The organism is Microbispora sp. CL1-1 (assembly GCF_012034195.1).
Lineage (GTDB): Bacteria > Actinomycetota > Actinomycetes > Streptosporangiales > Streptosporangiaceae > Microbispora.
In genome coordinates this window covers 1-26,118 of record NZ_JAATEK010000020.1, presented here as the reverse complement: position 1 = coordinate 26,118, position 26,118 = coordinate 1, and the positions used below count along the sequence as shown (strand labels likewise).

The window sequence follows — 26,118 nt, the reverse complement described above, 5'->3', positions numbered from 1 at the left end:
ATTCGTTCAGCGGTCAGGGTGGTTCGTCCCGCGCTCCGGGTGGTTCGTCCGGCCGTTCGAGTGATGCGTCCGGCTCTGCCCGCGACGACTCCGCCCGGACCACCGCGAAGGCACCCGGCCACACCGCGAACGCACCCGACAGCACCACGATCGCGCCGCGCCGCACCGGCGACGAGCCCACCGGCACCTCCACCCGCGACCGGACGGCCCACCAATCGCGTGATCAGGACCGCCGAGTCCTGAGCCGTGCCTCCGGTGACCGTACGGCTCGCGACACCCGTGCCGACAACCGGCAGGGCTCCGGCCGGACCAGCACCGACTGGCCTTCCGGGACCTCACGGCAGGCCGGCACCGACCGTCCTTCCGGCACCTCACGGAACATCGGTGGCAGCCACGCCGGGAACTCCGCCCCGCGGCCTCCGGCCACTCCGTCGCCGTACAGGCCGGGTGGCGCGGCTCCGACGGCGAGTGGCGGTGCCACCGCGGCTCCGGGACAGCCCGGACAGCCCGGGCAGCCGGGCCAGCCGGGCCAGAACGGCCAGGGAGCGCCTGCGCCGACCGCGAGCGGCGGCCCCACCGCGTCGGCGGCGCAGGGTGCCGCGGGGCAGGGTGCTGTGGGGCAGGGTGCTGTGGGGCCGGGTGCTGTGGGGCAGGGTGCTGCGGCGAAGAGCGCGGGTGCGCAGGGTGCTGTGGGGCAGGGTGCCGCGGCTCAGGGCGCCGGTCCCGCCACGCCCGCACCTGCCACGCCCGCACCCGCCGCGAGCGGTGCGAACGCGCCCAAGGCGGGCGACGAGCACGCCGCGCCCACGACCCCGCCCACGACCCCGCCCGCGGCCCCGCCTACGACCCCGCCCGCGACGCCGCAGGCCAGCCCGCAGGCGCCCGTCCAGGTGAGCGTCTCGCCCAACCCGGGCACGACGGCGAGCACGCAACCGGGCACGCAACCGAGCGCCTCGCCCACAGGCGAACCGACTGCGAAGCCCACGAGCACGCCCACGAACGAACCGACCAGCAAACCGTCCGAGAAGCCGACGGGCAACGCCACATCCAGTCCAAAACCCACGGACACGCAGGCACCGGGCGGCACATCGACGGCCAAGCCGACCCAGCAGCCCCCGACGCAGCAACCTCCGACCCAGCAGCCCACGGCACCCAGGCCGAGCGTGACCGTCACCTCTACCGGGCTTCCCGCCGCCTCGCCACCCGCCGTCCCACAGGCGGGCGGTGCGGCGACGCCGACGGGGGCGGCCCTTCCGGCCGTGACGCCCACGTCCGCTCCCACGGCCGTGCCGACGTCACCGGGCAGCCCGGTGTGGGAGATCCCCGCGCCGCTCACCGGCCGGTCGTCGGTGGTGCCCCCAGCCGGTGGACAGCCGCCGACCGCACCGATCGCGATCCCGGGATATCTGCCGCTGCCGCCGCTGGTCGCCCATACGCACGAGCGGTGCGGGGACGACGGCACGGCCGGCTGCTGGAGCCTGGCGCCCTGGCGGAGCCGTACGTCCGGCCACTCCGCGCCGCTCTCGGGTGGCGGGCAGGCGAGCGGCACGGCGACGCCGCGATGGGCCTTCGCCCCGCCGAGCGTGAAGCCGGGCGGGCCCAGCCCGTCGGGCGTCCCGGGCGCGTTCGGCGTGCAGTACGCCGGGTTCGCGCTCGCGGCGGACGGAACGGACGTGGGCCGGGCCGGATGCTGGGCCTTCAGCCCCTCCGCCCACTGCGCGAGATGGGACTGACCATGCGCCGCTGACCAGGTGTTATGCCGTCACCGTTCCGGGCAGGTTGCTCCGCATGGAGCACATGGCGGAGGACCCGGACACGGTGACGGCGGTCCCGGTGACGGCGGTTACGGTGACACCGTGCGAGGACGGCCCGCTGCTGGTGCGCGGGCCGTTCACGTTGATGACACAGGACGGACGGCGTATCGATCCGGGCAGGGCCACGGTGGCGCTGTGCCGCTGCGGCCGGTCCGCGACCAAGCCGTTCTGCGACGGCTCTCACAAGGCGGCCGGGTTCCGCGCGACGAGCGAGCCCGACCCGCCCGCCTGACGACGCACCGGCCGCCGGCCGGCAAGACCCCATCCGGAGGGCGCGGGCTCCTGGAGCGCCCGGCGGCGGAGCCGGCGCGTCGAGTGCGCGGCGACCCGCAGCCGCCGCCCCGCGTATGGCACGCCACCGAGCGCGAACCTCGCGGCGAGGGCCGCCCAGCTGCAGACGGCGCGTTCGAGCACCCAGACCGGCGCGAACAGGCTCACCGTGGCGGGGAAGACCCGGCGGCCTCCGGCGCGGCGGCGTCCGATCTCCGCCAGGCCGGCCGCCGCTACCGTTCCCGCCGCTACCGTTCCCGTCGCGACCGGCACCATCCGACACCGCCACAGAGCCGCGCCCAGGCAGGGGAGGACGGCGAGGAAGACCGCCATCCGCGCGGGCTGCGCCAGGTCGTCGTACGCCTGCCGGATCCGCTGTGACCAGAACCTGCGGGCGTCGGGCGGCAGGCGCCGCACGTAGAGGTCGAGCGGCCGGGCCTCCCGGCCGCCGTGGGCCCGGACCGTACGGATGAGCTCCAGGTTCTCGAACAGCACGTCGCCGTCGTAGCCGCCCATCTTCTCGAACGTCGAACGGCGTACGCCGAAGGTGCCCGGATAGTCCGCCCCGAGGGCGCGGTTGAGCAGGGTGCGGGCGGTGTCCCAGCGGGCGTGCCAGGGGAGCGGGTGGAAATGGTTCTGCGGACGGACGAGGTCGGCGTCGTCGAGCAGGGCGTCCACCCGGGCGAGCGCGTCCACGTCGTAGCGCACGTCGTCGTCGGCGATGACGACGTGCTCGGCGCGGGCGCGGCGCATGCCGGTGAGGACGCCCGCGACCTTGCCGTTCGCGATCGTCAGGTCATCGTCGGGCCGCACATGCTCGGCGATGCCGCGCCACAGGTGCGCGTGCCGTTCGAACAGCGGCGACGGTGAACCGTCGATCACTACGATCCGGGCATATCTGGACAGGAAACGCAGGTAACCGGTCAGCTCCGCCAGCCCGGCGTCGTCCTGCCAGCGCAGCGGCAGCACGTAGTCGATCTCGGCGCGGCCTGGTCGACGGGGGCGGCGGCCGGGCGTGGTCATCGCACCGCCGCCTCGGCGTCCGCCTCCCGCAGGGAGGTGCGTCCCTCGTGCCAGCGGTCCAGCAGGTGCTCCGCGAAGAGCCGGTCGAGAGCCAGCGCGCAGGCGGCGCCGTACATGATGTCGCCGGTCAGGCCGGGGTGTTCCGCCGCGAACGCGCCGCACAGGTCGTGCGCGGCGATCTGCTCGTGTATGGCGTCGGCCTGCACGTGCTCGTCGTAGTAGCGGCGCGCGCCGGCGTCGCCGCCCAGCCGCCGCAGGCCCTGGCTGTAGCGGCGGTTGGGAAGCGACGAGGTCATCTCGAACGCCGCGAGATGCCCGAGGAGCGCGCCCCGAGAGTGGCGGTGCAGCCCGAACAGCGACATGACGTTGCTGATCGCGAGCGTCACCCCGGGGACGTGGTCCAGATAGGCGCCATAGGAGTCGTCGAGGCCCAGCCCGCGCATGGTCGCGCGGAACAGCTCGGCGTGCATGCGCTCCGGCCTGCCCCCGCCGTACTCGTCGGACTGGATCTCCACCAGCGCGGCCTTCGGCCGTCCGAGCAGGCGCGGAATGCCCCACGTGTGGGGATCGGCCTCCTTGAGCTGGTAGATCGACCGGTGGACCACGAACTCGCGGAACTGCGCGGTGTCGCCTCTCGTGCGCAGGTACGCCGACAGGGACGGGCCGTTGTCGGCCGCCACCAGCGAGGCCAGTGCTCGGGGCACCTGCCGGGGCGGCGGAGCGGGCGGGCGGGGCACGCGCCGGGCCAGCCACCCCTCGAACCATGCCTCCAGGCGCTCCCGCAGGGCGAGCACCGACGGGTTCCACTCCCAGCGGTCGTCCACGCCGTCGAAGCCCTGGTAGTGCAGCTCGTAACAGACGAACAGCGCGAGATGGGCGTCCTCCTCGCCGAAGCACCGGTCGTCGTACGGGCCGGTGGGCGGCGTTCGGAAGACGTGTGGCGGGCGGGCCAGCTCCGCGAAGAGCCGGTCGGTGAGCGGCCCTCTGGGCACGGGTAACTGCATCAGCTCTCCAGTAGACGGTAGACGGACACGTGGGCACGGCTGTCGTCGGTGAACGGAGCGCCGGACCAGTCGGCCCAGCGGTGCTCCCGCCGCATCCCGGCGAGCCGGGCCATGAGGTCCAGCTCGCACGGCCAGGCATAGCGGTGGTTGGCCGGCAGCAACCGCAGGCCGTCCGGGGTCATCCGCAGTCTCGTGGTGTGCATGAACTGCTCGGCCGGGCTCAGCCGGGCGGCCTCCACGACGACCTCGTCATCGCTGAGTGACAGCAGCCGCAGCGACGTCCGGTCATGGAAGGCCGTGGGGTCCGGCACCCACGCCTCGATCACGAAGCGCCCGCCGGGCCGCAGATGGGCCGCCGCGTTGTGGAAGCACCGCACCTGGGCGTCCTGGGAGGGCAGCGCGAAGACGGTGTTGAAGGCCAGCAGCACGAGCGCGAACCGCCCCTCGGCCCGCACCTCCGAGAAGTCGCCGATGGTCACAGGGATGCGGTCGCCGCCGGGCTTGCCGCGGAGGACCGCCACCATGTCGGGCGACGCGTCGATGCCCGACACGGCCAGGCCGCGGGCGGCGAGGGGAAGCGCCAGCCTGCCGGTGCCGATCCCGAACTCCAGGACGGGCCCTCCCTCGGCCAGCCGGACGACGCGCTCGACCGCCGGACCGGTGGGCAGGTGCTCCACCATCTCGTCGTAGACGTCGGCGATCGCCCGCCCGTACGCGGACGCGTCGAATCCCCCCATACGTTCCCCCAATGCCCCAGTACCGAATGCCCCGGTACCGCGGGGTCTGCGACCGGTTTGTCACGCCCCCCAGTCGCGGGCGGCCATGACATCTCCCCCCGGCCGGTCTGCTCCGACTACCCCCGTCACCTGGTCGTACACACCCGGGTTCACGGCGAGTCGGTGGGCAGCAGCGTGCCGAGGGGGCCCAGGTCGAGGTTGAGGTCGGACGGCGAGATGTCGAACCGCTCGCACAGCTCGTTCATGGCCTCCTCCAGGCGCATGAGCGTCAGGCCGAGCGTCTCGACCTGCTCGTCGGACAGGTCACCCTGGTCCATCCGCCGGATGGCCTGCCGCTCCACGAGCTGGCGTACGAGCTCGACCAGCGTGAGCACGAGACGGCTCAGGTCGCGCCGCACCGCGTCCGGGTCGGTGTTCAGCCGCCACGGGCCGCCCCGCCCAGGCTCCGCGCCCCGCTCCCAGTGGCCCGGTTCCCGTTGATCCGGCTTGTCGGGCTCGGACTTGTCGGGCTCGGACTTGTCGGGCTCAGGCTGATCCCGCTCCCACCGGGCCGGCTCCCACTGGTCCGCACCGCCGGTATTGGTCTCGGTCTCGACGCCCAGCCGCCACGGCCCCGCCGCCGTGTTCCACGGGGAGCCCCTGGCCTCACCACCGGTCATCCTCACTCACCTCTCTGCCGCCGCGATCGCCCGTCGCCCGCCCGCCCCTCGCGCCGTACGGCTCACCGAGCGGGTCGAACGGCTCGCTGCCGCGTACGGAGCCGAGCAACGCCCGCAGGGAGATGCGGACGAGGTCGATGTCGGCGATCGACAGCACGATGTCGCCGGCGATCACCACGCCGCCGGCGAGCAGCCGGTCGAGCAGATCGACCAGCGCCACGCGCTCGGGCGGCAGGCGGCCCTCGGCCGCGAGGGCGGTGCCCCGCGACCGTTCCGGCAGGTACGACGGGGTCCCTTCGGGCGTCATCGCACGCCTCCGGCCCGGCCGGCCCCGAGGTCGATCGAGGTGAAGGAATAGGGCGCCCACGGGCCGGTCAGCTCGATATCGAGGAACCGGTCGCGATAGCTGTCGAGCACCGCGGCGAACTCCTCCTCGCGGGCCGGATCCACCAGGTAGGCGCCGTTGAGCACCATCGACTCGCTCCGCCCGGACAACTGGGGGTCCTGCGGGCGGTGGCGGCGGCTCGCCACGGCGATCCGTCCCAGCTCGGCGTGCAGGAGCTCCGCTCGCTCGGCCGCCGCGCGCCACAGGTCCTCCCTGCCGCGCAGGCTCTCCTTCTTCCGGCGCAGATAGGCCATGCCGGGGCTGTCGCCACCGGGCGCGGCGGCGGTCGCGGGCGCCGGGGAACGGGGCACCGGGGAAGGGGGCGGCGCGTCCCGGCGCAGGTAGGCCTTGACGCCCCACTCCCGCCGTCCCGCGACATGCGACAGGATCTCCATGAAGTCGTCGTGCCGCAGGTCGAGAAGGTCGCGGACCTGATCTTCGCCGGTGTAGACGGTCACGAGGCGCACCGGGGCGGTCGGCCCGGCCGCAGCCAGGGCCTCGACGACCCGGTGGTGGGCCCGGGCGACTCCCTCCACCCAGTCGAGGTCCTCCAGCGAGCGGCGCAGCGGTTCCTCGCCGAACCGGTCGAGAGGCACATCGCTGACGTGGGCCACGAGCCCGCCGCGAGGCACGGGCCGCACCACGCCCCCCATGACCCCGCGCAGGCCGGCCGGGCGCTCGCGGCTTTCCGCGTGCGCCTCACCGCCCGCGCCGCCCGCGCGCTCCGCGCTGTCCGCGCGCTCTGCGCTCTCCCCACCGCCCGCGCTGCCCGTGTGCGCCGCGCCGCCCGCCCTGTCCACGCCCTCTGCGCGCTCCGCGCTTTCGGTGTGCATCCCGTTTTCCGCGCGCCCGCCGTTCTCCGCGCTGTGCCAGGGCATCCCGCTGTCCCCGGGCGTCCCGATCTCCCCGGGCTTCCCGGCGAGCGTCACCGCGTACAGGTAGACCCCCTGCCCGGGCCCGCCGGGAGGGGCGTGCTCGCTCGTGGCGGGGTGGTCGTCACGCATCGCCGGGCTCCGTTCCGCGGGGGCGGCCGAACCGCCGGTCGCGGGCCTCGGCCTGGCGCTCGCGCGCTTCGGGCCGGCGGTCGCCCCGCCGCTCAGCAGTGCGATCTCCCGTTCGCTCCTGCGCGGGCTCGCCCGGTTCGAGTTCCGTACGCTCCTCCCAGGCGAGCAGGCGCTCCTCGACCGCGCTCAGGCGCTCGCGCAGCCGGCGGTTCTCATCGACCAGCTCCTGGTCCCTGCCGCTGAGCCACGGGTCGCGCTCCCACCAGTCGATGCCGATCTCCCGCGCGGTGTCGACCGAGGCGATGACGAGCCGCAGCTTGATGGTCAGCAGCTCGATCTCCAGCAGGTTCACCTTGATGTCGCCGGCGATCACGATGCCGCGGTCGAGCACGCGTTCCAGGATGTCGCCGAGGTTGGTCGACTCCCGCCCCATGACGGGCGGCGGCCCGTACGACGACTCACGCAGGACGGGACGCGAGCGGGGATCGGTCATGGCCCACCCCCACAGGCGCCCGTGCCGCGCCGATAGGTCCGGGTGCGCCGGTAGGAGATCAGGTCGCCCTCGTCGTCCAGCCGGCACTCGTAGAGCGACAGCATGTCGCCGGTCGACGGGATCCTGCGGTCTTCGACGACCTCGACGTCCACCAGCCAGCCGTCCTCGACGGGTTCGACCGACGTGACCCCCTCGGTCTCCTTGGACGTCAGATCCGCGATGTAGCGCTGGCCGAGCCGTCCGGCGGACACCGCGTTCAGCGTGGCCCGGCGCCGGCGCGGCTCGTCCCTGTCATCGTCCCTGTCATCGAACTCGTCCTCGTTGTCGTCCTCGACCTCGTCGTACGGCCCGTCCTCCTCGACGGGCACGCCGGACGAGGCCCGCCGCCGAAAGGAGGCGGGATCCTCGTCATAACGGGCTCTTCGCCGGGGAGGCATCAGGCGGTCACCTCCTTGGCGGGCCGCTCATGAGCTTGAGGATCTCCTCCACGGCCTGGGCCTCCTCCTCTTCGGAGATCTGACCCGAGCGTCTGGCCTCCTCGATGGCCTCCAGCCGCCGCCGGACCGCGGCCGGATCCCGCAGCTCGTGCTCGACCTGCTGCTGGATCAGCTCGCCCAGCTTGATGACGCCGTGGACCGGGGCGAGCGGCCAGGTGAACAGCAAACCGATCAGTCCCACGGCGGCCTCCTCTCGTGAGTCAGGTGGTGACGAAGTCGTACGGCGCCATCGGCCCGAGCACCCGGACCTCGACCCGGTCGCCCCACTCTGAGCGCAGCTCTCCGACGACGCGTTCGAAGTCGGCCTGGCGGTCGTTCTCCACGAGGAACGCGACGTGCGCGGCGTCCCGTTCGTGGCTGGGGTCGCGGACCACCGCGCCTGCGGTGAAGGGCTCGAAGCGGTCGACGACCGCCTGGGTGTCGGCCTCGCGCTTCGCGGCGATGAGCTGGGTGATCAGCTCGCCGAGCCGGATCCGTTCGTTGCGCGTCACCTCTTCGGGCAACTGCCTGATCCGTTCGCGTAGCTGCCTGGCCTCGGCGTTCTCCGTCAGCACCTCGACCAGCACCGGCTGCTCGGCGTACCTCGCCTTGAGGACGAACTGGGCCCGGCCCTCGATCTGCTTCAGGGCGGCCGCGAACGAGTCGTGATGTGGGGCCAGCAGCTCCTCCACGACCGCTTCCGGCGTGGTCATCACGGCGCCGAACCGCAGGGGGAGCACGGGGACCTCCGCCGCGGCCTCGTCGAGCAGCTGCTCGTGGGCCACCAGGTCCTGGGCGCGGCCGAGGGGACGGTCCACATCGACGTCGCTGACCAGAGCGGCGATCTCACCATGCCTGACGATCGTGACCGGGCGGGGAGGATCACCCACCCCGACGGCGTCCTCGCTGATCTCGACGTCCTCGGGGAGGATGCCGTAGACGTAGCACGCGGTGTTGCGCGGGGGAGCCTCGGCCTGGTCGCCCGCCCCGGACTGCCTGGTGGAGCCCGTCATCTCAGTCCTCCTCCCGTCGGCGCCGGCGGGCACGCGGCGCGGGTTCGTCCACGTAGCTCTCCCTCATGTCCTGCAGCTTCTCTCCGGCCGCCTCCAGCACGCCCTGGACCATGCCCTTGGTCTTGCCGCGGGCGACGCTCTGCGGCGCGCTCGACAGGAGGTCGGGCAGCCCTTGCTTCTGGGACGCCAGGTCGAGGCGGTTCACCGCCTCGGCGAAGCGGAGATAGGTGTCGACGCTCGCGACGACGACGCGTACGTCGATGGTCAGGATCTCGATGCCGACCAGTGAGACCCGCACGTAGGCGTCGATCACGAGGCCCTTGTCCAGGATCGTGTCGATGACGTCCGCCAGGCCCGATCCCGATGATCGGCCCGGCAATCCGCCGCCACCAGCCGGTGGAACGGCTACCGTCATGCGCTTCCCCTCCTCGGTTCTCTGTCATGTTTCCGATCACTCGCTCCGCCCGGCGTACGAGCGGCCGTCAGGCGTGGTCGCCTCCTATTCCGGGGAACGGCGGCGCCGGATCAGGGGACGGCGGCGCGCCGGCTGCTCCTCGGCCTCGCCCGTCTCTTCGGGCTCGTCCGCGCGGGCCTGCTCGCCCCCGCGGGCCTGCTCGCGCCTCGGGGGCCGTTCGGCGGCACCTCGCTCGGCCTCCGGCCCGCGCCGCCTGGCCGATGGCCTCGCGCCGCGCTCCTCGGGCCCGTCCGCGGGCCCACGGGTGGGTCCTTCGCGTCCGCCCGCCCGGGCGCCCGCGTACGCCGGCCTGCGCGCCCGCTCCGGCTCCTCCTCTTCCTCCTCCTCCTCGTACGGCTCCTCTTCGAACTCTTCGGCCTCCCCGGCCTCCTCGCCTTCACCGGCTTCCTCGGGCTGCTCGGCCTCGGGCTCCTCGCCTTCCCTGCCTTCCTCGCCTTCCCGGCCTTCCTCGCGTTCGCGCTCCTCGCGCAGCGCCGTCTCGTGGTCCTTGACGACCTGGCTGTCGCGGATCTCGCCCCGCCAGCCCTCGATCTCGTCGGGACGCAGCAGGGCGTTGGTCATGACGTGCCGTCTGAAGTGCTTGAACTCGAGCCGGACGCGGCGGCCCTGGGCCCGCCACAGGTTGCCCACGTGCTCGAAGAAACCCTGCGGGTGATATTCGATGACGAGCAGCACCCGGGTCAGCTCGGGAGCGATCTCGTGGAAGGTCACCGAGCCGTCCGGGAAGCCCTTCGGGCCCTGCGACCGCCAGATGATCCTGCTGTCGGGGACCTGCTCGACGATGGTCGACTCCCACGTGCGGTGGGACCAGAAGACCTGCGCCTTCCACCCGAGCTTCTCCTCGGACTTCTGCTCGACGGTCTCGACCTTCTTCATGAAGCTCGGGAACTCCTCGAACTGCGTCCACTGGTTGTAGACCAGGCGGAGCGGCGCGCCGATGTCGAGCGCCTCGACGATGTTGGTGACCTTGAGCTTCTTGCCCTTGCGGCCCTTGCCTCCGCCGCCCCCGCCGAACAGCCCCTTGATCTTCTCCTTGCCGTACGCCATGAGGGCCGCGCGCACGGGGTGGCCGCCTCCGCCGTCTTCGGTGAGAGCGCTGGCGACGGTGCCGAGCAGGCCGCCTCCGCCCGTCGCGCCGAGCCGGTCGGCCGCCGTTTTGAGCAGGCCCCGGGCGCCCTGTCCGTGGGTGAGGCCGCCGAGCAGCCCGCCGAGCGCCTGCCGCCCGCCGCTCTCCTTGCCGGTGAGCGCGCTGAACAGCCCGGAGCCGCCGTGCTCCACATAGTCGGTGAGACGGCCGGCCAGACCATCGATCTTCTCGGCGACCCGCGACAACGCGCGCTCGGCCACTGCGGTGGCGAGGTTCTGGAACTCCTCGCCGAGCCGTTGCGTGGGCAGCGCTCCCGTGTCCGGCGCATGTGGGGCTCGCGATCGTTGCGTCTGGCTGCGTTCTCGGGTCTGTCCGGCCATCGGTCTCACCTCCTCCGCACCACGGGACGGGTGGGACGGACCCGGGGCCGGCGCCGCTCCTCGGGTTCGGGCTCCGCTGCCTCCTCCTCGTACGGCTCCTCGTCGTACTCCTCTTCCTCCTCATAGGCCTCTTCGGGCTCGGGCTCGGGCTTGCGCTGGGGCGGGCGGCGGCGGGGCGCCCGGCGGCGGGCCTCCTCCGGACGCTCCCTCTCCTCTTCTTCTTCCTCTTCCTCCAGCACCGCGGCCCGGCCCCGGCCCTTGGGCTGCCGGAGGGCCTCGGCGCGTTCGTGCAGCCTGTCGCTCAGGTTGTCGATCTGGCGGCTGGTGGCGCGCATGGCCGCCGCCTTGCCGATGTCCAGCAGGTCGCCGCGTACGCGCTCGGTGATCTTGCCGAGGTCGGGGGCGGCGCCGCCGAGGATCTTGGGGACCTGTTCGAGGAGGGCTCCCGCGGCCCCCTCTCCCTTGAGACGGGCGGCGAGGATGGCCAGCGCGAGCACCATCGCCAGGCGCAGCTTGTGGTGCCGGCCGAGGTAGTAGCCCGCGATCACAGCCAGGGCCACCTTCAGTCCGTCTTTCATGATCGCGCCTCCTACTGGCCGCCCGATGCGCCGTTCCGGCCGTCCGCCCGTCACGCCGTACGGCGCTGCGATCCGACTGAACGGTATGAATGCCCTAGACAGGCACACAAAAACTCGATCCGGTACATACCGGGCAGTTTTCGGCGGACTTGATCTCTGGCTTAGTGCTGTCCGTTACGGTCGTCGCCGGATTCGCCGGTCTTGGTGTGTTAGAGGGATTCCGGTGACCCAAACTCGCCCCACCTCGGACGATTACTGTGCGCAAACCGGGTATTACGGGCGTGTATCGGCGGTAAGCGGTATCTACTGCGCGCGTGAAGCGGGTGAGTCACATGACCGAGACCAGAACGTCGACCGCGACCGTCGAGCCGGCACCCGGGCGGTCCCTCGGGACCATGGGCGGCTCCAGTCTGGTGACGGAGCGGGGCCGCACCACGATCTCCGACGAGGTGGTCGCCAAGATCGCCGGCCTCGCGGCCCGTGAGATCGACGGCGTCCACGACTTCGGCACCGGCACGGCCCGCGCGTTCGGCGCGATCAGGGGCGCGCTCGGCGGCGAGGATGGTGTCACCCGAGGAATGTCGGTGGAGGTCGGCGAGCGGCAGGCCGCCGTGGACATCCACCTCATCGTCGAGTACGGCGTCGCGATCCCCGACCTCGCACAGGCGGTGCGGAGCCACGTGATCCGCGCCGTGGAACGCATGTGCGGGCTGGAGGTCACCGAGGTCAACATCGCGGTCGACGACGTCCACCTGCCGCGGCAGCAGGAGCCGCAGACGCCCGGCGACGGGGAGCCACGGGTCCAATGAACGCCGTGCCGGAGAACGCGGGAGCGGAGCCCGGGCGGGTCACGACGCCCGAGCGGGCCGGGCCCGGCGCTCCGCAGGGCCCGCCCCGGCAGCGGGACGCAGGAGCGGAAACGCCGGAACGCCCGGCCCCGGAACGAGAGGCCCCGGAACGAGAGGTCTCAGCGCGCCGGATCGCGGACCGCGTGCTGTCGTGTCCCGACGTGGCCGGCCTGTCCCGGGGGCCGTTCGGCGTGGTCGCGACGTACCTGCCGGGAGGTCTCGTCCCGGGCGTCGCCGTACGCGACGACGCGATCGAGGTCGACATCGTCGCCCGGTACGGCAGGCCGCTGCCGGAGGTCGCCGACCTGGTGCGTGACGCCATCGGCGACCTGGCGGGCGGCCGGAGGGTGGACGTGACGATCGCCGACGTGGTCACAGACGACGGCGGAAAGAAGGGATGATCATGCAAGGCTATCCGGTCTGGGGCCTCGTGGGGCTGCTGTTCGGCACGGTGCTCGGGGTGGTCGGGGCCTTCGGCGGCCTCGCCGCGTTCATCATCGTGCTGGTCCTCGGCGTCGTCGGGTTCGTCGTCGGCCTGGTGCTCGAAGGCGGCGTACACCTGCCGCAGATGCACCCGAGACGGCAATGAGCGTGCCCACGGAGCACGGGACGACGACGATCTCCGACCGTGCCTTCACGCGGATCGCCGAGAAACTGGCGAGCGAGGACGAGCACGTCGCCGGCCCGCCCCACGTGACGGCGTCGGTGTGCGGGGCGGTCGCGGCGGTGCACTGCGACCTGGCCCTGCGATATCCGGCGCCGGTGCCGCGGCTGGCCGCGAAGATCCGCGAGCACGTACGGCGGCGGCTGCGCGAGCTGACCGGCGTCGCCGTGGAGAACGTGGACATCGAGGTCGTGGAGCTCGTGCCCGAGCAGAGGCGGGGACACAGGCTCGCGTGAAGGGCCGAGCGGGAGGATGGCGATGACCGAAGGCCGACAGGCGCCTGAGAAGGTGCCGCGCTTCGTCCCGATGCGGGGGTTCGGGGCCGGGGGAGCCGGCGGGGCCTTCCGGCCCAGTCGCGGGCTGCCTGCCGCGGTCGCCGCGCTGGCGCTGCTGGCGATCGGGGGTCTCACCACAGTCCATGTGGTCTCCGCGCTGCTGGGGCGGCCCGTCAGGCTCGTGCCGTACGAACAGTGGGCCCGCTGGGCGAGCACGACGGCCTGGAACGACGGCCGCACCCTCGCGGTGGCATCCGCGCTCGCCCTGATCGGCCTGGTGCTGATCCTGATCGCGGTGGTCCCCGGCCGGGGGCGGATGATCGCGCTGCGCACCGGAGACCCCGACCTGGTGGTCGGCCTGCCGCGCCGCGCGCTGGCGCGGGCGCTCGGTGCCAGGGCCGGAAAGGTGGACGGCGTGCGCGCGGCCGGCACCAGGATGCGCGGCTGGCACGCGGACGTGTCGGTCAGGACCGACCTGCGCGACACGAAGGCGCTCGCGGAGCGCGTGCGCGCGGCCGTCGAGGACGAGCTCGCCCGGCTCGCCCCAGCCCATCACATATCCCTGAACGTGCGCGTCCGCGGCCCGTCGTAGGCGAAGTCGTAGGCGAAGGAGACAGGACGTGAAGACGAGATCGGGCAAGGGCAACCGGACCGGCCTGGCGGTGTTCGGCCTGGTCCTGCTGGCGGTGGGCGGCCTCGCGATCGCGCGGGCGCTGGGCGCTTTCGGCGACGCCGCGGCGCGGGAGCCGGTGGTGGACGCCGGGGCCAGGAGCTTCGCGGCGACCACGCCGTGGTTGTGGCCCGTCGTGGCCGCCGTCGCATTCGTGATCGGGCTCATCGGGCTGGCCTGGCTGCTGGCGCTGCTGCGGGTCGACCGGCCGCGGCGGCTGCGCCTGGAGTCGGGCACGACCGGCGTCACCGAGGTCGACGCGCATCCCGCGAGCGAGGCCCTGGCCGAGCAGGTCAGCACTTATCCGGAGGTCCGCCGGGCGCACGCCGTGCTGCGCGGCCCGTCCGACGACCCGCACCTCGACATCGGCGTCTCCGCCGAGGAACCGGCCGACCTCGGGGCACTGGTCACCCGGTTGCACGACGAGGCCGTCCCCGACCTGCGCACCACGCTCGGCCTGCGCCGTCTCCCGGCCATGGTCCGGCTCAACCTGACCGGCGGCCGCCGGACCCGCGCGGTCCACTGAAGCGCGGTCCACTGAAGCGCGGTCCACTGATCGAGACCGAGCCCTGTTCGTACGCCCGCCGGAGCCGGAGCCGGATGGCTCTGCTGCGCGTGGCCCAGACGGCGCCTCGCTGCGTCAGACGCTCCCAGGCCGATCTAAAGATCGGTCAGGTCGCGCTCGATGTCGCTCAGCTTTCGGAATAACTTCGTCTCGCCCGGAAACCGTCTGAATCCGTACTTCTCGTATAAGTGCGCAGCCTCTTCGTCGACAGCGTCGACGACGACCAGACGGAACACCACCTCCTTGGAGGCCCGGACCATCCGGTCAAGGACGTCGACAAGCAGCCTGCTGCCGAGTCCCTGCCCTTGCAGTCGCCGGTCGAGCGCCAGTCGTGCCAGGATCACCGCAGGCACCTGCTCGGGGCTGTCGCGCCCGATTTTGGGTGGCACCTGCGCCCTTTCGATCGCGTGCCCGGCGATGGAGTAATAGGCCAGAACGTTCGTGTCGTGTTCGCGAGTCCAGGCGAACGTTCGAGCGGTCTTCATCGCCTGCGCGTGCGAGGCGAACTGCTTCAGCCAGGCGCTGAGCTCATCCTTTCCGCAATCGAAGTCTTCCAGGCTGTGTTCCTGGCCGAGAGGCTGCGTGGTGTACACGACTTACTTACCTACCGATCCATGATGTCGCGGTTCTTCCGTGCCGCCTCGGTCAACGCACGGTTCCGCACCGGTGGAGCATCGAGCGACGCGAGGATCTCGTCGTAGAAATCCGGTGGAACCACGGTGAGTCGCTCCCGGCGTAGGACCTCCTCCGCCGCGGATCGAGCGGCTTGAAGAACGAAAGCGGTGGTCGTCTCCCGCGAGATGAACGCGGCCTGCTCGATGAGGTCTTTGTCATCTGGGGTGATACGTACTTCCAACCGACTCTTCGCCGGAATCACCCGCTTGCGTCTGGCGCTGGCAATCTTCTGTGCTTTCTTCTCGCTGGTGGGTGAAACTTCGCCTGCGGTGTCTGCTGCGTGGTGGCTTCTCATTGTGGTGGCTCTCCCTGTTGCGCAGACTTCGACGCGTGGCGTCGACGCCGACCATGTCCGGTCTCCCGTAGTGCGGCCTTCCCCTGCCGACTACGAGCCGTTCCCGATTCAGCGGCGGGGCTCGGACAGGACCTCGGCGAGGACGGCGGCCTGGCTGTGCTCGACGTCCCTGGTCGCGGTGAGCAGGGTCAGCGGGCCGTTCTCCATGAGCCGGCGCAGCCGGTCGAGGGCGGCCTGGCGCTCGGGAGCGTCCAGCTCGGCGAGGTAGCGGCTGCGGAACTCGCCGAACCTCTCGGGGACGTGGCCGTACCAGGTGCGCAGGGTGCCGGACGGCGCCACGTCCTTGATCCATTCGTCCAGATGAGCGGCCTCCTTGGTGAGGCCGCGCGGCCACACCCGGTCGACCAGCACCCGGGTGCCGTCCCCGGGCGCGGGGTCCTCGTACACGCGGCGGACCGTGACGGACACCGCTCCCACCTCCTCCTGCGACTCCTGCCGCCATACTCCCCGGAGAGGGGCGGCGCACGCCGGTGTTCCGCGGGCCGGACAGTTCATGTGACTGAAAGTTTCACTTTCCGTAAGGGCGTTGTCGCTGGTCGGGATTTCGTCCAGATTGTCGACCAAATCGGCCCATGTCGCCCGCCTCGGCCCGGTGCCTATGGTCCGGGGCATGAAGATGCGAATGATCACGGCGGGCCTCGCCTTGCTCGGCTCCGTCGCCGCGTCGCTCGTCGTCGGTCAGGCGGCGCACGCGGACACCACGATCTGCGAGAAGTATGGTGCGACCACCATCCAGGGCGGCAAGTACGTCGTCATCAACAACGTCTGGGGCAGCGACGCCCAGCAGTGCATCAACGTGACGAACAACGGCTTCACGGTGACGCAGGCGGGGCACAACAAGGCGCAGAACGGCGCGCCGGCGGCCTACCCCGCGGTGTACGCGGGCTGCCACTACGCCAACTGCTCCAGCGGCAGCGGCCTGCCCCTGTCGGTGAGCAACAGCCAGTTCAACTCGGTGCAGACCAGCGTCAGCATGAGCTACCCGGGCTCCGGGGTCTACGACGCCGCGTACGACATCTGGTTCGACCCGACGCCGCGTACGGACGGTCAGAACACCGGCGCCGAGCTGATGGTCTGGCTGAACCACACCGGCTCGGTCCAGCCCGTCGGCTCCAGGGTCGGGACGGTCAACATCGCGGGCGGCACCTGGGACGTCTGGTTCGGCAACACCGGCTGGAACGTCGTCTCCTACGTCCGCACCTCCCCGACGAACTCCATCAGCTTCGCCGTGCGGGACTTCTACAACGACATGGTGAACAGGGGATACGCCCAGCGGTCGTGGTATCTGACCAGCGTCCAGGCCGGATTCGAGCCCTGGGTGGGCGGCGCCGGCCTCGCGGTGAACAACTTCTCCTACAGCATCGGCGGCGTGGTCCAGAGCCCCTCGCCCAGCCCGACGCAGGGCGGCAACAACGGCGGCGGCGGCGCCTGCCGGGTCAGCTACAGCAAGAACGAGTGGCAGGGCGGCTTCACCGCCGAAGTGACCGTCACCAACACCTCCTCCAGCGCGGTGAACGGCTGGAACCTCGGCTTCTCCTTCCCGAACAACCAGCAGATCACCGGCTACTGGAACGCCGACATCTCCCAGAGCGGGTCGTCGGTGACCGCGAGGAACCTGTCGTACAACGGGTCGATCCCGCCGGGCGGGACCACCTCGTTCGGCTTCCAGGGCACCTGGAACGGCTCGAACGGCAACCCGACGAACTTCACGTTGAACGGCACCCGCTGCTCGTGACGCGTCGTCGAAAAGCACGTCCCTGAAAAGCAGGCGCCGCCGGAGAGAAGCCTCTCCGGCGGCGCCGTCACGTCAGGGGTTGACGTTGATCGTGAAGGTGGAGGTCGTGTTCTTGATGTCCTGGTAGTTGTCGCTGAGCCTGAGGTTGTCGAAGGTCACCGACCCGACCGCCGGGCCCTGGTCGGGCTCGGGCAGCTCGTTCGCCCACAGGCCGAAGCCCGACTTGGCGTCGAACTCGTCACCGCTCCTGTGCGCTCCGGAGATCGAGATGTTGGTGAAGACGGTGTCCTTGATCGGGTTGACCGGCCGGCCGCCGACGTACTGGGTCTGGAACATGATCCCCGAGTAGGTCGGGTCCACGATGTCCACGTTGCTGACCCGGATGCCCTGGAACACCTTCGAGGCGGAGAACAGCCAGATCGCCGGGAAGGTCTGCTGGCCCCAGAAGTGGCCGCCCGCACGGACGATCGAGATGTTGTCGAACACCGTGGGCGGGCTCGCGCCGAAGCCGTTCATCGGATAGCCGAAGTCGAGCGAGCTGATCGTGATGCCGGAGTAGGTCAGCGTGTCCGCGATGTAGATGTTCCTGAACGTGTTCGCGTACCCGCCGTACACCGCGACGGCGGCCGCACGCCACGGCAGGATCGCGGTCAGGTTCTCGTAGACGTTGTTCTTCTCGTCGGCGCCTCCCGCGTCGATGGCCGAGAACAGCGCGAAGCTGTCGTCGCCGGTCGACCTCGCCTCGTTGTTCGAGACCAGGTTGTCGGTGCTGCCGTTGGTCATGTTGACGCCGTCGGCGAACGTGTCCCGGATCCGCGAGTTCCTGATCGTGATGTTGTCGGTGTTCGCGCCCCAGTACATGCAGACCTGGTGCTCGACCCAGATGTTGTCGATCGTCATGTTGGCGACGTTCGACCAGTCGAACACCTTGCCCGGCCCGTCGATGCGGCTGGTGTAGTTGCCGAAGTAGGCGAACCCGGAGAACGTCGAGCCGTTGGCCGACGCCTCCGCCCGGAAGCCGACGTCGGTGTTCTCCTGCGTGGACGGCGCGTAGAACCGGGTGAACCACGGCCCGGCGCCGACCACCTTGATCGGCTTGCCGTACACCTGGAACTTGCCCGACGTCTGGTAGTCACCGGCCGGCAGGTAGACGCCCATGAGCGTGCCCGTGGTGTCCATCCGCACCCTGTCGAGCGCGTTCTGCACGTCCTGGTGGGTGAACCCGGCCGGCACGGCGTACGTCGCGGGATCGGGGTTGGGGATCGCCGAGACCTGCTCCAGGTTCACGAAGTCGATCGCGTACGAGGAGGTGTTGGCGGCGTCCTTCTGCAGCCGGATCTTGCTGCCCTTCGGGACCGTCGTCCCGAGCAGGATGTTGGCCTCGTCGTAGATGTGCCGGGGGCCGCCCGCGCCCGGCGAGTTGCCCGGGCTCGCCTCGGGACCGTACAGCCAGGCGTACTTCGAGGTCAGGTTGATCGCCTTGAGGAAGCTGCCGTTGACGTAGACGTTCAGCGTGGCGTCGGTGCCGCCGCCGCCCGCCGCGTCGGGGATCGAGAAGCGGGTGACCAGGGTGTTCGTGTCGGCCCTCGTCGTCCACTCCACGTAGCTGCCGGTGGTGGTGAGCCGCACGGCCTTGCGCCCGGACGCCTCGCCGGCCAGGTCGCCGATGGTCCGGTTCGGGCCGACGACCGTCGCCCCGCCGCCGGTCACGCCGTCCTCGGCCTCGTACATGTCGTACGGCATGTTCGCGCCGCGGCCGACGAAGAACGGCAGGCTGGAGGTGTTGTTGGCCTGCTTGACCGGCAGCTCGTTGGCGTCGGCGGCGAGCACGGTCTTCACCGTGTACTTGCCGTTGGCGGCGGTCCACGTGCCCAGGTTCACCGGGCTCGTCGTGGCCCCGGCCGCGATCGCGCCGCTGTAGGAGCCGGTCAGCGTCTTGACCACGGTGCCCGAGTCGTTGGCGATCGTGAGCGTGATGCCGTGGGCGCCGCCCGCCGAGGCGACCGTGCCCTGGTTCTTGATCGCCACGGTGAACGTCACCGTGCTGCCGCCCGCCGGATTGCCCGGCGTCCAGCTCACCGGCGAGGCCACCAGGTCGGAGCTGTCCACCGGCTTCACGACCAGCGGGGCGGAGGCGGAGAAGGAGTTGTTGGTCTCGTTCTGCTCGATCACCGCGTTCGACTCGTCGACCTTGGCGCTCAGCGGGTAGCTGCCCGCGTCACGCTGGCCGATGTTCGCCGTCACGGTGGCCGAGGCGCCGGCCGCGAGCGCGCCGACCGAGGCGGTGCCCACCTTGGCGCCGCCCAGGTAGAAGTTCACGTTCGTGGCGCCGGAGCCGAGGGTGCCCGCGTTGCGCACCGTCGCCGACAGCGTGACGGCGTCGGTCTCGACCGGGGACGCGGGGGAGGCGGACAGGGAGGTGATGGTCAGGTCGGGGTTGGGCGCCGGGGTGCCGATCACCTGGAACTCGGCCATCTGCCCGGCCGGGGCCCCGGAGTTGGCGGTGAACCTGAGCTGCACGTCGGCGACCGTGCCGGAGACCGGGATCGTGACCGTGTTGCCCGTGGCCGGGTTGAAGGTGTAGGTCGCGGCGCCGGTCAGGTTGGTGAATCCCGACGCGCTCTGCTCGCGGCCCAGCACCTGGATGGTCTGCGTACGGGTGGACCAGGCGGCGTCGGGGTTGAGCTTCAGCACGACCGAGCTCACGACCGCGTTGGCCCCGAGCTGCACGGTCAGCGTCTGCGGGTAGGAGCCGCCCGCGCCCTCCCAGTAGGTCGTCAGGTCGTTGTCGTTCGCGTTCGCCGCGACGTACGTGAACGTGTAGGAGGAGGCGGTGATCGGCTTGCCGACGGCCATGTTGGAGCCGCCGCCGCCCGAGCCGTTGCGGGTGACGGTGTTGCTGTCGATCGACTCGTTGCCCGCGGCGTCCTTGGCCCGCACGTAGTAGGTCACCGTGGCGGTGGTGGGCTGGGTGTCGGTGTAGGTCGTGACGTTTCCGGCGACGCTGCCGCGCAGCACGTTGTTCGCGTAAATGTCGTAGCCGGTGACGCCGACGTTGTCGGTGGAGGCGGTCCAGGTGAGCTTGACCTGCCCCGGGGTGGTCTCGGTGAAGGCGAGGTCGCCGGGAGCGGTGGGCGCCTGGGTGTCGCCGGTCGCGCCCGTGCGGGTGACGGTGTTGCTGTCGGCCGACTCGTTGCCCGCGGCGTCCCTGGCGCGCACGTAGTAGGACACGGTGACGTCGGCCGGCTGGGTGTCGGTGTAGGTCGTGACGTTTCCGGCGACGCTGGTGCGCAGCACGCCGTTGGCGTAAATGTCGTAGCCGGTGACGCCGACGTTGTCGGTCGAGGCCGACCAGGTGAGCCGGATCTGGCCGGTCGCCGGCTCGGTGTAGGCGAGGTTCGAGGGCGCGGTCGGGGCCTGGGTGTCACCGGTGGGCGCCGGGCCGTACACCTCGAACTCCGAGATCTGCGCGGCCGGCCAGGCGGTGTTGGCGGTGACGTTGATCCGGACGTAGCGGACGCTGGCCGTGGAGAAGGTGATGGCGACCGTGTTGCCGCTCGCGGGATCGAAGGCGCGGCCCGCGGAGGCGGAGAGGGTGGAGAAGTTCGTCCCGTCGGTGCCGCCCTGCACGGCGAGCGTCTGGGTGCGGGCCTCCCACGTGGACGGGAGCCTCAGCACCACCCGGTTGACCACGGCCGAGGCGCCGAGGTCCACCTGCAGCCATTGAGGGAAGGCGTTGTTTGCGCTCTCCCAGTAGGTGGCCTGGTTGCCGTCGTTGGCGTTGCCCGCGCCGTACACGTCGGCGTGCGCGCTCTCCTTCATGGTCTTGCCGAGGGCGAGGTTGCCGGAGGCGGTGGCCGCGCCGTACACCTCGATCTCGGAGAGCTGCGCCGCGGGCCAGCCGGTGTTGGCGGTGACGTTGATCCGGACATACCGGGTCGAGGTCGCGGTGAAGCCGATCGTCACCGCGTTGCCGCTCGCCGGGCTGAACGCGCGGCCCGCGGAGGCGGAGAGGGTGGAGAAGTTCGTGCCGTCGGTGCTGCCCTGCACCGACAGCGTCTGGGTGCGGGCCTCCCACGACGCGGGCAGCTTGAGCACGACCTGGTCGACGCTCGTCGCGCTGCCGAGGTCGACCTGCGCCCATTGGGGGAAGGCGTTGTTGGAGCTTTCCCAGTAGGTGCCCTGGTCGCCGTCGTTGACGTTGCCCGGGACGTACGGGCTGTTGCTGCTGCTCGCGGTCACGGTGCGACCGGCGGCGAGGTTGGGGCCGCCGGCGGCGGAGGCGGGGGAGAGGGGCGCGGCCACGGCGAGCAGGCAGGCCGCTGCCACCACAGCGATCAAGCGCAATAACGGGACATGCGTTTTCGACATTTGCGTTCCTCTGTCCGGGCAGGAACCGACCGGCGGGCTGTCCGATCCGCGCGGTCGTGGGGGGATTTGGAAGTCGGGGCTCGCTATGGTCGCGGCGGCGACCGGTTGCCCACTGCCGTGGCCGACATCACCTCGTGTCCTTTCGCGCGAAAGGTGACGGTGGCGGGGCGCACGGACGCAGTGCTTCCTGCCGGAACTTGCGGAGGACCGCAAAGTCTCGATTCAGAGTTGCAAATTTCTTACATTTGGTTGCCCAGATGTTACATAGACCCCACGATGCAGTCAATGGGTCGGAAAAGCCGGACGGAAGGTGACAGGTCTGTGCCGTCCCCGAGCAGGGCCTACCTGGGGATACTTCAAGTGGACGCCGGTCCGTAGCCGGTCCTGGCGCCCTCCCGCGGGTCCCCCAACTCGCGAAAGGAACCCGGCAGAGGAGCCCTCATGTTTCTGCCCCCCAAGCGCTCGCTCGCGGTGTTGGCCGTGCCGCTGGTGAGCCTGTCGGCGGCCCCCGCCGCCGCGACAGCCGTACCGCAGACCGCTGCCGTTCAAGAGGCCGTGCACGCGGCCGTTCCCGCGGCCGTTCCCGCGGCCGCTTATGCGGCCCCGCGCCTGGCGACCCTGGTCGACGTGCGCGCCGCGCACCAGCCAGGGCTCGACCGGGTCGTCTTCGAGTTCCGCGGACCGCTCCCGGCACGGCGGAGCGCACGCTACGTGCCGCGGCTGATCGCCGACGGCTCGGGCCGTACGGTCCCGGTGGCCGGCGACGCGATCCTGGAGCTGCACTTCGGCGGCGCGACCGGCCACGACACCCATGGACACTCCACCTACGGGCCCTCGCGTGAGACCTTCGCGCTGCCCGCCGTGATCCAGGTCGTCAACGCGGGCGACTTCGAGGCGGAGCTCACGTTCGGCATCGGCCTGTCGCGGAAGTCGTCCTACCGCGTCTACACCCTCACGCGTCCGAACCGCGTGGTCGTGGACATCAAGACGCCCTACCGGACGGTGCCGGTGCGCACCTACTTCCTCGACTCCCGGGCGTACGCGGCGGGGCGGCGGCCGTACACGGCGGCGGTGTCGCGGCCGGTGGTGCCGCCGTCCACCGCGCGCGGCGCCCTCCAACGGCTGTTCGCCGGGCCGACGCAGGCGGAGTACGCCAAGGGGCTGCGGTTCGTCGCCTCAGGAGCCACCGGCGTCCGTTCGGTCGTCATTCGTGACCGGGTCGCCCACGTGCGGCTCACCGGCTCGCTCCGCGGCGGCGGGTCGACGTTCACCGTGGCCGACGAGATCACGCCCACGCTCAAGCGGCTTCCCGGCATCCGCTGGGTGAAGATCTACGACGCCGACGGCCGCACCGAACGCCCGAGGGGGCACTCCGACTCCATCCCGGAGAGCCTCGAACCATGACACCACGAGGGCCGGGCCACCCCCGGCCCTCCTCTCGTGAAGAAGCCCGACGCGGGGTCAGTGCCCTGCGACGTGGAGGTGGACCTTGGAGAAGTCGCAGGCGGCCAGATGGTCCTTGCGGATGCCCCAGATCAGCCACGCGCCGTCGCCCCACCGCATCCCGGTCCTGCTGTCCTCGGCCAGTTGCAGCAGCGTGACCCACTGGCGCGCCTCCTCCTGGAAGGCCGGATCGCCGTAGGAGCCGGTGCCGGCGGCGTGTGCCGCGACGACCTCGATCGGGCCTTGAAGCGCGTCGGAGTATCCGCCCACCTGGTGCGGCGGCCCGTCCCTTCCTCCGTCCTCGAACAGCTGGAGCTGATATTCGAAGAGCTCACAGGTGTCCTCGTCCAGCACGTGTTCCCACACCTTCTCCTCGGCCTCCTGAAGACTGCCGAAGACGTCTACGAGGACGGGGTGATCACGTGAGGGCCAGGTCGGCTCGGTGGCCCCGGTGAGCGGCAGCTCGGGGTACACCTCGACGCGGTCGTCGGGCGCGGGCCGCTCGGCGACGGTCGTTCCGTCCGGCACGTAGATCACCTGGTGCTCGTCCGCGTCGGTCGTGGCGAAGAACAGCAGCGTGCCGGCATCGGGCAGGGCGATGTCCACCTCGTAACGTGCCAGCGCCCCGCAGTCGAGCTCGGCGAGGAACGACAGCGGCCGGTCGCCGTCGGAGACGGACGGCCATGCCATGTCGTCCGGCAACCTCGGGAGCCCTCCGAGCCGCCCGACCATGGTCTCGCCGTCCTCGGCGGCGGAGAGCCGGATGGCGGGCCGTAACAGTCCGATCAGCCGCTCCGCGCTCCCTGGCGGCAACTCCTCACGCGCGAGCTCCGCGAAGTCGATCATCCAGTCCTTCACGCCGCCCATGATGCTTCCCGCGTACGACAAAACCCGCCGCCCCGAGCGACCGGTCACTGCCGCGTGCCGCGACCGGTCCTTCGGAACCGTTCTTCGGCGGCCACGTCCGCTCGGCATCGTGCGGTGTCATCGCCCTTCCGCCCTCAACGCCTCCTCGATGCGCCTCCCGCTCCGCGAGTGGATGGGGAGCAGGCCGGCGGACAGTTCACGTAGGTCCTTGACGGCGTGACGGTTGACGGCCAGGGTGTCGGGCACCGCGTCGAGCGCGACTCGCTCGGCGGCCTCCACGTCACCCGCGAGGGCATGGGCGCGGGCCAGGCAGGTCCCGAACCACGCACGGTCACGCCGGTAGGCCTCGGGCAGGGTCGCCAGCCCGCGGTCGAGGAACCGCACCGCGCGCGTGCCGTCGCCTAGAGCCAGCTCGGCCATTCCCCGTTGCATGTCGAACCAGCCGTCGTCGTAGAAGTACATCCAGGGCGGCTCGTTCTCCGGGTGTTCGCCCGCCGCCCGGATCAGTTCCTCGGCCTCTCCGAGCAGCCGCCGCGCGGGACCCGCCTCGCCCATCTCGGCATGACCTCGGGCCGCCATCTGGGCCGCCATGCCCTGCACGCCGAGGGTCGTGCGCCCGTCGTCCCAGCGCGCGGCCTCCGCCAGCCGTACGCACCGGAGTTGGTCGCCGATGCTCCACGCGAGGTGGGCGCGCATGCTGAGCGTGGTGGCGGCCAGAGCCGCGTCCCCCGCCTCCAACGCCCAGCCGTGCGAGCGGTCATACCAGGCGAGCGCGGCGGCATGGTCGCCGGAGTCCTGGCACATCCAGGCGATGAACTGGGCGTACTGCCCGAGCATCGAGACCACGCGGTCGGCGAGCGGCCCCGGAGCCCCCTGCGCGAGCACGGTGATCGCGTCGAGCTGGGCGCGTACGACCGGTAGCAGCGGGCCGCTCCCCAAGGTGTCCTCGACGCGGCGATGCTCGCTCAGGCAGCGTTCGAGCCACTCGATCGTGGGGGCGTCCACGCGCTGCGGACGTTCGATGGCCTTCGTGATGCGCTCGTACAGGTCCGGGTCGGTCCTGACCTGTGACACACCACAGAGCCGTCGTCCCTGCTCCAGGGTGCGATGGGTTAAGGATCATGCGCAGCGATGCCGGGCGCCTGTGGGCGTCCCGGGAGCGTCCCTTGCCCGCAGTTCAGCGTCTCTCGGCAGGACAGCGCTGCGCGAGGAAAACCGGCCGAATCCGCCGAAAGCGCATGAGTCGGTCGGAAACTGCTGTGACGGCAGGCACGCTACGGGCCGGCCCGATGTCCGAGGCGCACGCCTCGGTGCCGTCCCAAACCTCATGAAGTCCGGGGCGGACGGAGTAACCGGATTATTTGACGGGGTGACGGAAGGCGAGGCGTTGAGTCAATATTGATCCGTCTGTATACCGACGGGTGGAGGTAGGGGCGTGCGCGTTGCGCGGGTGGCGGTGACGTTTTTGCTGGTCGGCGGATTCGTTTCGAGCTGCGGCAACGGTCCGACACTCCAGGCCGCAACCGCCGAGCTACAGAAAGACCTGCACCGCCTAGAGGCCGACGGACTTTTGAAGAATCCTCTCAGCAAGCTCCGAATCGTGGATCGTCCGGACAGGGACCTGCCCTGCGACAAGGATAAGTTCAAGCGGGTGTTACACGCGACGGCGGATTACGAACACATCCCTGAAGACCCCGTGGACAACCACCTCGATCACGCGGAGCGGGTGATGGAGAACACGCTGTCCCAGGAGCTTCACTACAAAATCACCTACGACTTGGCCCAATTGGATTGGCAGGACGCCCGCTTGATAGAGGGCAGGAAGGATGCTTTTGGTTTGACGGTCAAGGTGATAGTGGTGCCGGAAGCGCCAACGTGGCGGCTGGTTGCGGAGACTGATTGCCTCCCCCGCTCATAGGCTCTATCACTTCCAGATACGGTTGAGCTCCTTGGCCTGCTCACTGCTTACGTTGTCCGCCGCATCCTCGGCCTTCCTGTCAAGGGCGTCGTTGCTGTCCATCCACTTTTCGTAAGGGGTCAGCTTCGCCCGCAGGACACTCTCCCAGCTGTTCCCCGTTCGGGCCCCCTCCTGCTTGGCCTCGGCCACTAATTCATCGAAGGTCTTGAGGTGTCCTGTCCTCGCGCTGATGAGCTCAGCGGGTGGTTTGCTCGCGGGGAAGCCGGCGTTATGGAGGAGGTTTGCCATGTCGTATTTCTGGCGCACAGTGAAGTCCGCTCGGGCCCCGGTGAGC

At 70.9% G+C, this 26,118-nt stretch carries 33 protein-coding genes; 11 read left to right on the top strand and 22 right to left on the bottom strand.

Features of this window, described 5'->3' with window-relative positions; translation table 11 throughout:
• Positions 1-13: 13 nt before the first annotated feature.
• Together HCK04_RS22645 and HCK04_RS22640 are read right to left on the bottom strand one after the other, a co-directional pair.
• The gene (locus HCK04_RS22645) at positions 14-181 is read right to left on the bottom strand and encodes a hypothetical protein (RefSeq protein ID WP_168066184.1); all 168 of its coding nucleotides are present in this window, start codon (positions 179-181) and stop codon (positions 14-16) included.
• Between the two features lie 528 nt (positions 182-709).
• Positions 710-1,045, bottom strand: a complete 336-nt coding sequence (locus tag HCK04_RS22640; protein WP_168066182.1) for a hypothetical protein — start codon at positions 1,043-1,045, stop codon at positions 710-712.
• Between the two features lie 118 nt (positions 1,046-1,163).
• On the opposite strand from HCK04_RS22640, the gene HCK04_RS22635 reads away from it, so the two are divergent.
• Both HCK04_RS22635 and HCK04_RS22630 read left to right on the top strand, forming a co-directional pair.
• Positions 1,164-1,733 (top strand): hypothetical protein, encoded by a 570-nt coding sequence (locus tag HCK04_RS22635; protein WP_142649379.1) that lies wholly within the window; start codon positions 1,164-1,166, stop codon positions 1,731-1,733.
• A 55-nt stretch (positions 1,734-1,788) separates the two neighbouring features.
• Positions 1,789-2,046 (top strand): CDGSH iron-sulfur domain-containing protein, encoded by a 258-nt coding sequence (locus HCK04_RS22630; RefSeq protein ID WP_168066180.1) that lies wholly within the window; start codon positions 1,789-1,791, stop codon positions 2,044-2,046.
• Here HCK04_RS22630 and HCK04_RS22625 read toward each other — a convergent pair.
• The 13 genes from HCK04_RS22625 to HCK04_RS22565 form a co-directional block, all read right to left on the bottom strand.
• Positions 1,995-3,107 (bottom strand): glycosyltransferase family 2 protein, encoded by a 1,113-nt coding sequence (locus tag HCK04_RS22625; RefSeq protein ID WP_142649378.1) that lies wholly within the window; start codon positions 3,105-3,107, stop codon positions 1,995-1,997. The genes HCK04_RS22630 and HCK04_RS22625 overlap by 52 nt on opposite strands.
• On the bottom strand, positions 3,104-4,111 hold the full coding sequence (locus HCK04_RS22620) for an iron-containing redox enzyme family protein (RefSeq protein ID WP_142649377.1): 1,008 nt from the start codon (positions 4,109-4,111) through the stop codon (positions 3,104-3,106). Before HCK04_RS22620 ends, HCK04_RS22625 begins: the two co-directional genes overlap by 4 nt.
• Positions 4,111-4,848 carry a class I SAM-dependent methyltransferase gene (locus tag HCK04_RS22615; RefSeq protein ID WP_142649376.1) on the bottom strand — a complete coding sequence of 246 codons (738 nt, stop codon included), beginning with the start codon at positions 4,846-4,848 and terminating at the stop codon, positions 4,111-4,113. The genes HCK04_RS22620 and HCK04_RS22615 overlap by 1 nt, the downstream gene beginning before the upstream one ends.
• 149 nt (positions 4,849-4,997) lie before the next feature.
• Positions 4,998-5,507, bottom strand: a complete 510-nt coding sequence (locus HCK04_RS42645) for a gas vesicle protein K (protein ID WP_240971701.1) — start codon at positions 5,505-5,507, stop codon at positions 4,998-5,000.
• Positions 5,494-5,814: a gas vesicle protein gene (locus HCK04_RS22605; RefSeq protein WP_142649375.1), complete on the bottom strand. Its 321-nt coding sequence runs from the start codon at positions 5,812-5,814 to the stop codon at positions 5,494-5,496. Before HCK04_RS22605 ends, HCK04_RS42645 begins: the two co-directional genes overlap by 14 nt.
• Positions 5,811-6,896, bottom strand: a complete 1,086-nt coding sequence (locus HCK04_RS22600; protein WP_240971700.1) for a GvpL/GvpF family gas vesicle protein — start codon at positions 6,894-6,896, stop codon at positions 5,811-5,813. The genes HCK04_RS22605 and HCK04_RS22600 overlap by 4 nt, the downstream gene beginning before the upstream one ends.
• Positions 6,889-7,389 carry a gas vesicle protein gene (locus HCK04_RS22595; protein ID WP_142649374.1) on the bottom strand — a complete coding sequence of 167 codons (501 nt, stop codon included), beginning with the start codon at positions 7,387-7,389 and terminating at the stop codon, positions 6,889-6,891. Before HCK04_RS22595 ends, HCK04_RS22600 begins: the two co-directional genes overlap by 8 nt.
• Positions 7,386-7,826, bottom strand: a complete 441-nt coding sequence (gene gvpO / locus HCK04_RS22590) for a gas vesicle protein GvpO (RefSeq protein WP_142649373.1) — start codon at positions 7,824-7,826, stop codon at positions 7,386-7,388. The genes HCK04_RS22595 and gvpO overlap by 4 nt, the downstream gene beginning before the upstream one ends.
• A 7-nt stretch (positions 7,827-7,833) precedes the next feature.
• Complete coding sequence (locus HCK04_RS22585; protein ID WP_142649372.1) at positions 7,834-8,067, bottom strand: gas vesicle protein GvpG; 234 nt, start codon at positions 8,065-8,067, stop codon at positions 7,834-7,836.
• Positions 8,068-8,086: 19 nt separating this feature from the next.
• On the bottom strand, positions 8,087-8,878 hold the full coding sequence (locus HCK04_RS22580; RefSeq protein ID WP_142649371.1) for a GvpL/GvpF family gas vesicle protein: 792 nt from the start codon (positions 8,876-8,878) through the stop codon (positions 8,087-8,089).
• 1 nt (position 8,879) lies between these two features.
• The gene (gene gvpJ, locus HCK04_RS22575; RefSeq protein ID WP_142649370.1) at positions 8,880-9,293 is read right to left on the bottom strand and encodes a gas vesicle protein GvpJ; all 414 of its coding nucleotides are present in this window, start codon (positions 9,291-9,293) and stop codon (positions 8,880-8,882) included.
• 84 nt (positions 9,294-9,377) lie between these two features.
• Positions 9,378-10,820 carry an SRPBCC family protein gene (locus HCK04_RS22570; RefSeq protein ID WP_142649369.1) on the bottom strand — a complete coding sequence of 481 codons (1,443 nt, stop codon included), beginning with the start codon at positions 10,818-10,820 and terminating at the stop codon, positions 9,378-9,380.
• Between the two features lie 5 nt (positions 10,821-10,825).
• Entirely contained in the window at positions 10,826-11,398 is a 573-nt protein-coding gene (locus HCK04_RS22565; RefSeq protein ID WP_142649368.1) for a hypothetical protein, read from the bottom strand.
• A gap of 395 nt (positions 11,399-11,793) precedes the next feature.
• Between HCK04_RS22565 and HCK04_RS22560 the strand changes: the two genes are divergently transcribed.
• Genes HCK04_RS22560 through amaP form a run of 6 tightly spaced genes read left to right on the top strand, consistent with a single transcriptional unit; the run spans position 11,794 to position 14,381 of the window.
• Positions 11,794-12,207 carry an Asp23/Gls24 family envelope stress response protein gene (locus HCK04_RS22560; RefSeq protein ID WP_240971709.1) on the top strand — a complete coding sequence of 138 codons (414 nt, stop codon included), beginning with the start codon at positions 11,794-11,796 and terminating at the stop codon, positions 12,205-12,207.
• Entirely contained in the window at positions 12,204-12,647 is a 444-nt protein-coding gene (locus tag HCK04_RS44305) for a hypothetical protein (protein WP_312845760.1), read from the top strand. The genes HCK04_RS22560 and HCK04_RS44305 overlap by 4 nt, the downstream gene beginning before the upstream one ends.
• A 2-nt stretch (positions 12,648-12,649) precedes the next feature.
• The gene (locus HCK04_RS22550; RefSeq protein WP_142649366.1) at positions 12,650-12,835 is read left to right on the top strand and encodes a hypothetical protein; all 186 of its coding nucleotides are present in this window, start codon (positions 12,650-12,652) and stop codon (positions 12,833-12,835) included.
• Entirely contained in the window at positions 12,832-13,146 is a 315-nt protein-coding gene (locus HCK04_RS22545; RefSeq protein WP_142649365.1) for an Asp23/Gls24 family envelope stress response protein, read from the top strand. Before HCK04_RS22550 ends, HCK04_RS22545 begins: the two co-directional genes overlap by 4 nt.
• 22 nt (positions 13,147-13,168) lie before the next feature.
• Positions 13,169-13,777, top strand: a complete 609-nt coding sequence (locus HCK04_RS22540; protein ID WP_142649364.1) for a DUF6286 domain-containing protein — start codon at positions 13,169-13,171, stop codon at positions 13,775-13,777.
• Positions 13,778-13,805: 28 nt separating this feature from the next.
• On the top strand, positions 13,806-14,381 hold the full coding sequence (amaP, locus tag HCK04_RS22535) for an alkaline shock response membrane anchor protein AmaP (RefSeq protein ID WP_142649363.1): 576 nt from the start codon (positions 13,806-13,808) through the stop codon (positions 14,379-14,381).
• A 134-nt stretch (positions 14,382-14,515) separates the two neighbouring features.
• Here amaP and HCK04_RS22530 read toward each other — a convergent pair whose 3' ends face one another.
• The 3 genes from HCK04_RS22530 to HCK04_RS22520 form a co-directional block, all read right to left on the bottom strand.
• Positions 14,516-15,013: a GNAT family N-acetyltransferase gene (locus tag HCK04_RS22530; protein ID WP_142649362.1), complete on the bottom strand. Its 498-nt coding sequence runs from the start codon at positions 15,011-15,013 to the stop codon at positions 14,516-14,518.
• An 11-nt stretch (positions 15,014-15,024) separates the two neighbouring features.
• Positions 15,025-15,390: a DUF1778 domain-containing protein gene (locus HCK04_RS22525; protein ID WP_142649361.1), complete on the bottom strand. Its 366-nt coding sequence runs from the start codon at positions 15,388-15,390 to the stop codon at positions 15,025-15,027.
• A 108-nt stretch (positions 15,391-15,498) separates the two neighbouring features.
• A complete protein-coding gene (locus HCK04_RS22520) occupies positions 15,499-15,858 on the bottom strand; it encodes a DUF488 family protein (RefSeq protein WP_260617372.1) in 360 nt (119 codons plus the stop codon).
• A 202-nt stretch (positions 15,859-16,060) separates the two neighbouring features.
• On the opposite strand from HCK04_RS22520, the gene HCK04_RS22515 reads away from it, so the two are divergent.
• Positions 16,061-17,185: a cellulose binding domain-containing protein gene (locus HCK04_RS22515; RefSeq protein ID WP_205830589.1), complete on the top strand. Its 1,125-nt coding sequence runs from the start codon at positions 16,061-16,063 to the stop codon at positions 17,183-17,185.
• Positions 17,186-17,257: 72 nt separating this feature from the next.
• Here the strand turns inward: HCK04_RS22515 and HCK04_RS22510 are convergent, their stop codons facing one another.
• Positions 17,258-21,517: a discoidin domain-containing protein gene (locus HCK04_RS22510; protein ID WP_260617377.1), complete on the bottom strand. Its 4,260-nt coding sequence runs from the start codon at positions 21,515-21,517 to the stop codon at positions 17,258-17,260.
• Between the two features lie 480 nt (positions 21,518-21,997).
• On the opposite strand from HCK04_RS22510, the gene HCK04_RS22505 reads away from it, so the two are divergent.
• A complete protein-coding gene (locus HCK04_RS22505) occupies positions 21,998-22,960 on the top strand; it encodes a GerMN domain-containing protein (RefSeq protein WP_142649358.1) in 963 nt (320 codons plus the stop codon).
• Positions 22,961-23,017: 57 nt separating this feature from the next.
• Here the strand turns inward: HCK04_RS22505 and HCK04_RS22500 are convergent, their stop codons facing one another.
• Entirely contained in the window at positions 23,018-23,857 is an 840-nt protein-coding gene (locus HCK04_RS22500; protein ID WP_168066178.1) for a YwqG family protein, read from the bottom strand.
• Positions 23,858-23,983: 126 nt separating this feature from the next.
• Positions 23,984-24,940, bottom strand: a complete 957-nt coding sequence (locus HCK04_RS22495) for an XRE family transcriptional regulator (protein ID WP_142649356.1) — start codon at positions 24,938-24,940, stop codon at positions 23,984-23,986.
• A 361-nt stretch (positions 24,941-25,301) separates the two neighbouring features.
• Between HCK04_RS22495 and HCK04_RS22490 the strand changes: the two genes are divergently transcribed.
• Positions 25,302-25,784 carry a hypothetical protein gene (locus HCK04_RS22490; RefSeq protein ID WP_142649355.1) on the top strand — a complete coding sequence of 161 codons (483 nt, stop codon included), beginning with the start codon at positions 25,302-25,304 and terminating at the stop codon, positions 25,782-25,784.
• Positions 25,785-25,790: 6 nt separating this feature from the next.
• Here the strand turns inward: HCK04_RS22490 and HCK04_RS22485 are convergent.
• Positions 25,791-26,118, bottom strand: a 328-nt coding sequence (locus HCK04_RS22485; RefSeq protein ID WP_205830588.1) for a hypothetical protein, incomplete at its 5' end; no start/stop codon positions are given.

What these genes read in the sequence shown, in the direction of transcription:
- HCK04_RS22630 (WP_168066180.1), top strand. Translation starts at nt 1,789, where the DNA reads ATGGAGCACATGGCGGAGGACCCGGACACGGTGACGGCGGTCCCGGTG.
- HCK04_RS22625 (WP_142649378.1), bottom strand. Translation starts at nt 3,107, where the DNA reads ATGACCACGCCCGGCCGCCGCCCCCGTCGACCAGGCCGCGCCGAGATC.
- HCK04_RS22620 (WP_142649377.1), bottom strand. Translation starts at nt 4,111, where the DNA reads ATGCAGTTACCCGTGCCCAGAGGGCCGCTCACCGACCGGCTCTTCGCG.
- HCK04_RS22615 (WP_142649376.1), bottom strand. Translation starts at nt 4,848, where the DNA reads ATGGGGGGATTCGACGCGTCCGCGTACGGGCGGGCGATCGCCGACGTC.
- HCK04_RS42645 (WP_240971701.1), bottom strand. Translation starts at nt 5,507, where the DNA reads ATGACCGGTGGTGAGGCCAGGGGCTCCCCGTGGAACACGGCGGCGGGG.
- HCK04_RS22605 (WP_142649375.1), bottom strand. Translation starts at nt 5,814, where the DNA reads ATGACGCCCGAAGGGACCCCGTCGTACCTGCCGGAACGGTCGCGGGGC.
- HCK04_RS22600 (WP_240971700.1), bottom strand. Translation starts at nt 6,896, where the DNA reads ATGCGTGACGACCACCCCGCCACGAGCGAGCACGCCCCTCCCGGCGGG.
- HCK04_RS22595 (WP_142649374.1), bottom strand. Translation starts at nt 7,389, where the DNA reads ATGACCGATCCCCGCTCGCGTCCCGTCCTGCGTGAGTCGTCGTACGGG.
- gvpO (WP_142649373.1), bottom strand. Translation starts at nt 7,826, where the DNA reads ATGCCTCCCCGGCGAAGAGCCCGTTATGACGAGGATCCCGCCTCCTTT.
- HCK04_RS22580 (WP_142649371.1), bottom strand. Translation starts at nt 8,878, where the DNA reads ATGACGGGCTCCACCAGGCAGTCCGGGGCGGGCGACCAGGCCGAGGCT.
- gvpJ (WP_142649370.1), bottom strand. Translation starts at nt 9,293, where the DNA reads ATGACGGTAGCCGTTCCACCGGCTGGTGGCGGCGGATTGCCGGGCCGA.
- HCK04_RS22570 (WP_142649369.1), bottom strand. Translation starts at nt 10,820, where the DNA reads ATGGCCGGACAGACCCGAGAACGCAGCCAGACGCAACGATCGCGAGCC.
- HCK04_RS22565 (WP_142649368.1), bottom strand. Translation starts at nt 11,398, where the DNA reads ATGAAAGACGGACTGAAGGTGGCCCTGGCTGTGATCGCGGGCTACTAC.
- HCK04_RS22560 (WP_240971709.1), top strand. Translation starts at nt 11,794, where the DNA reads ATGGGCGGCTCCAGTCTGGTGACGGAGCGGGGCCGCACCACGATCTCC.
- HCK04_RS44305 (WP_312845760.1), top strand. Translation starts at nt 12,204, where the DNA reads ATGAACGCCGTGCCGGAGAACGCGGGAGCGGAGCCCGGGCGGGTCACG.
- HCK04_RS22550 (WP_142649366.1), top strand. Translation starts at nt 12,650, where the DNA reads ATGCAAGGCTATCCGGTCTGGGGCCTCGTGGGGCTGCTGTTCGGCACG.
- HCK04_RS22545 (WP_142649365.1), top strand. Translation starts at nt 12,832, where the DNA reads ATGAGCGTGCCCACGGAGCACGGGACGACGACGATCTCCGACCGTGCC.
- HCK04_RS22540 (WP_142649364.1), top strand. Translation starts at nt 13,169, where the DNA reads ATGACCGAAGGCCGACAGGCGCCTGAGAAGGTGCCGCGCTTCGTCCCG.
- HCK04_RS22525 (WP_142649361.1), bottom strand. Translation starts at nt 15,390, where the DNA reads ATGAGAAGCCACCACGCAGCAGACACCGCAGGCGAAGTTTCACCCACC.
- HCK04_RS22515 (WP_205830589.1), top strand. Translation starts at nt 16,061, where the DNA reads ATGAAGATGCGAATGATCACGGCGGGCCTCGCCTTGCTCGGCTCCGTC.
- HCK04_RS22505 (WP_142649358.1), top strand. Translation starts at nt 21,998, where the DNA reads ATGTTTCTGCCCCCCAAGCGCTCGCTCGCGGTGTTGGCCGTGCCGCTG.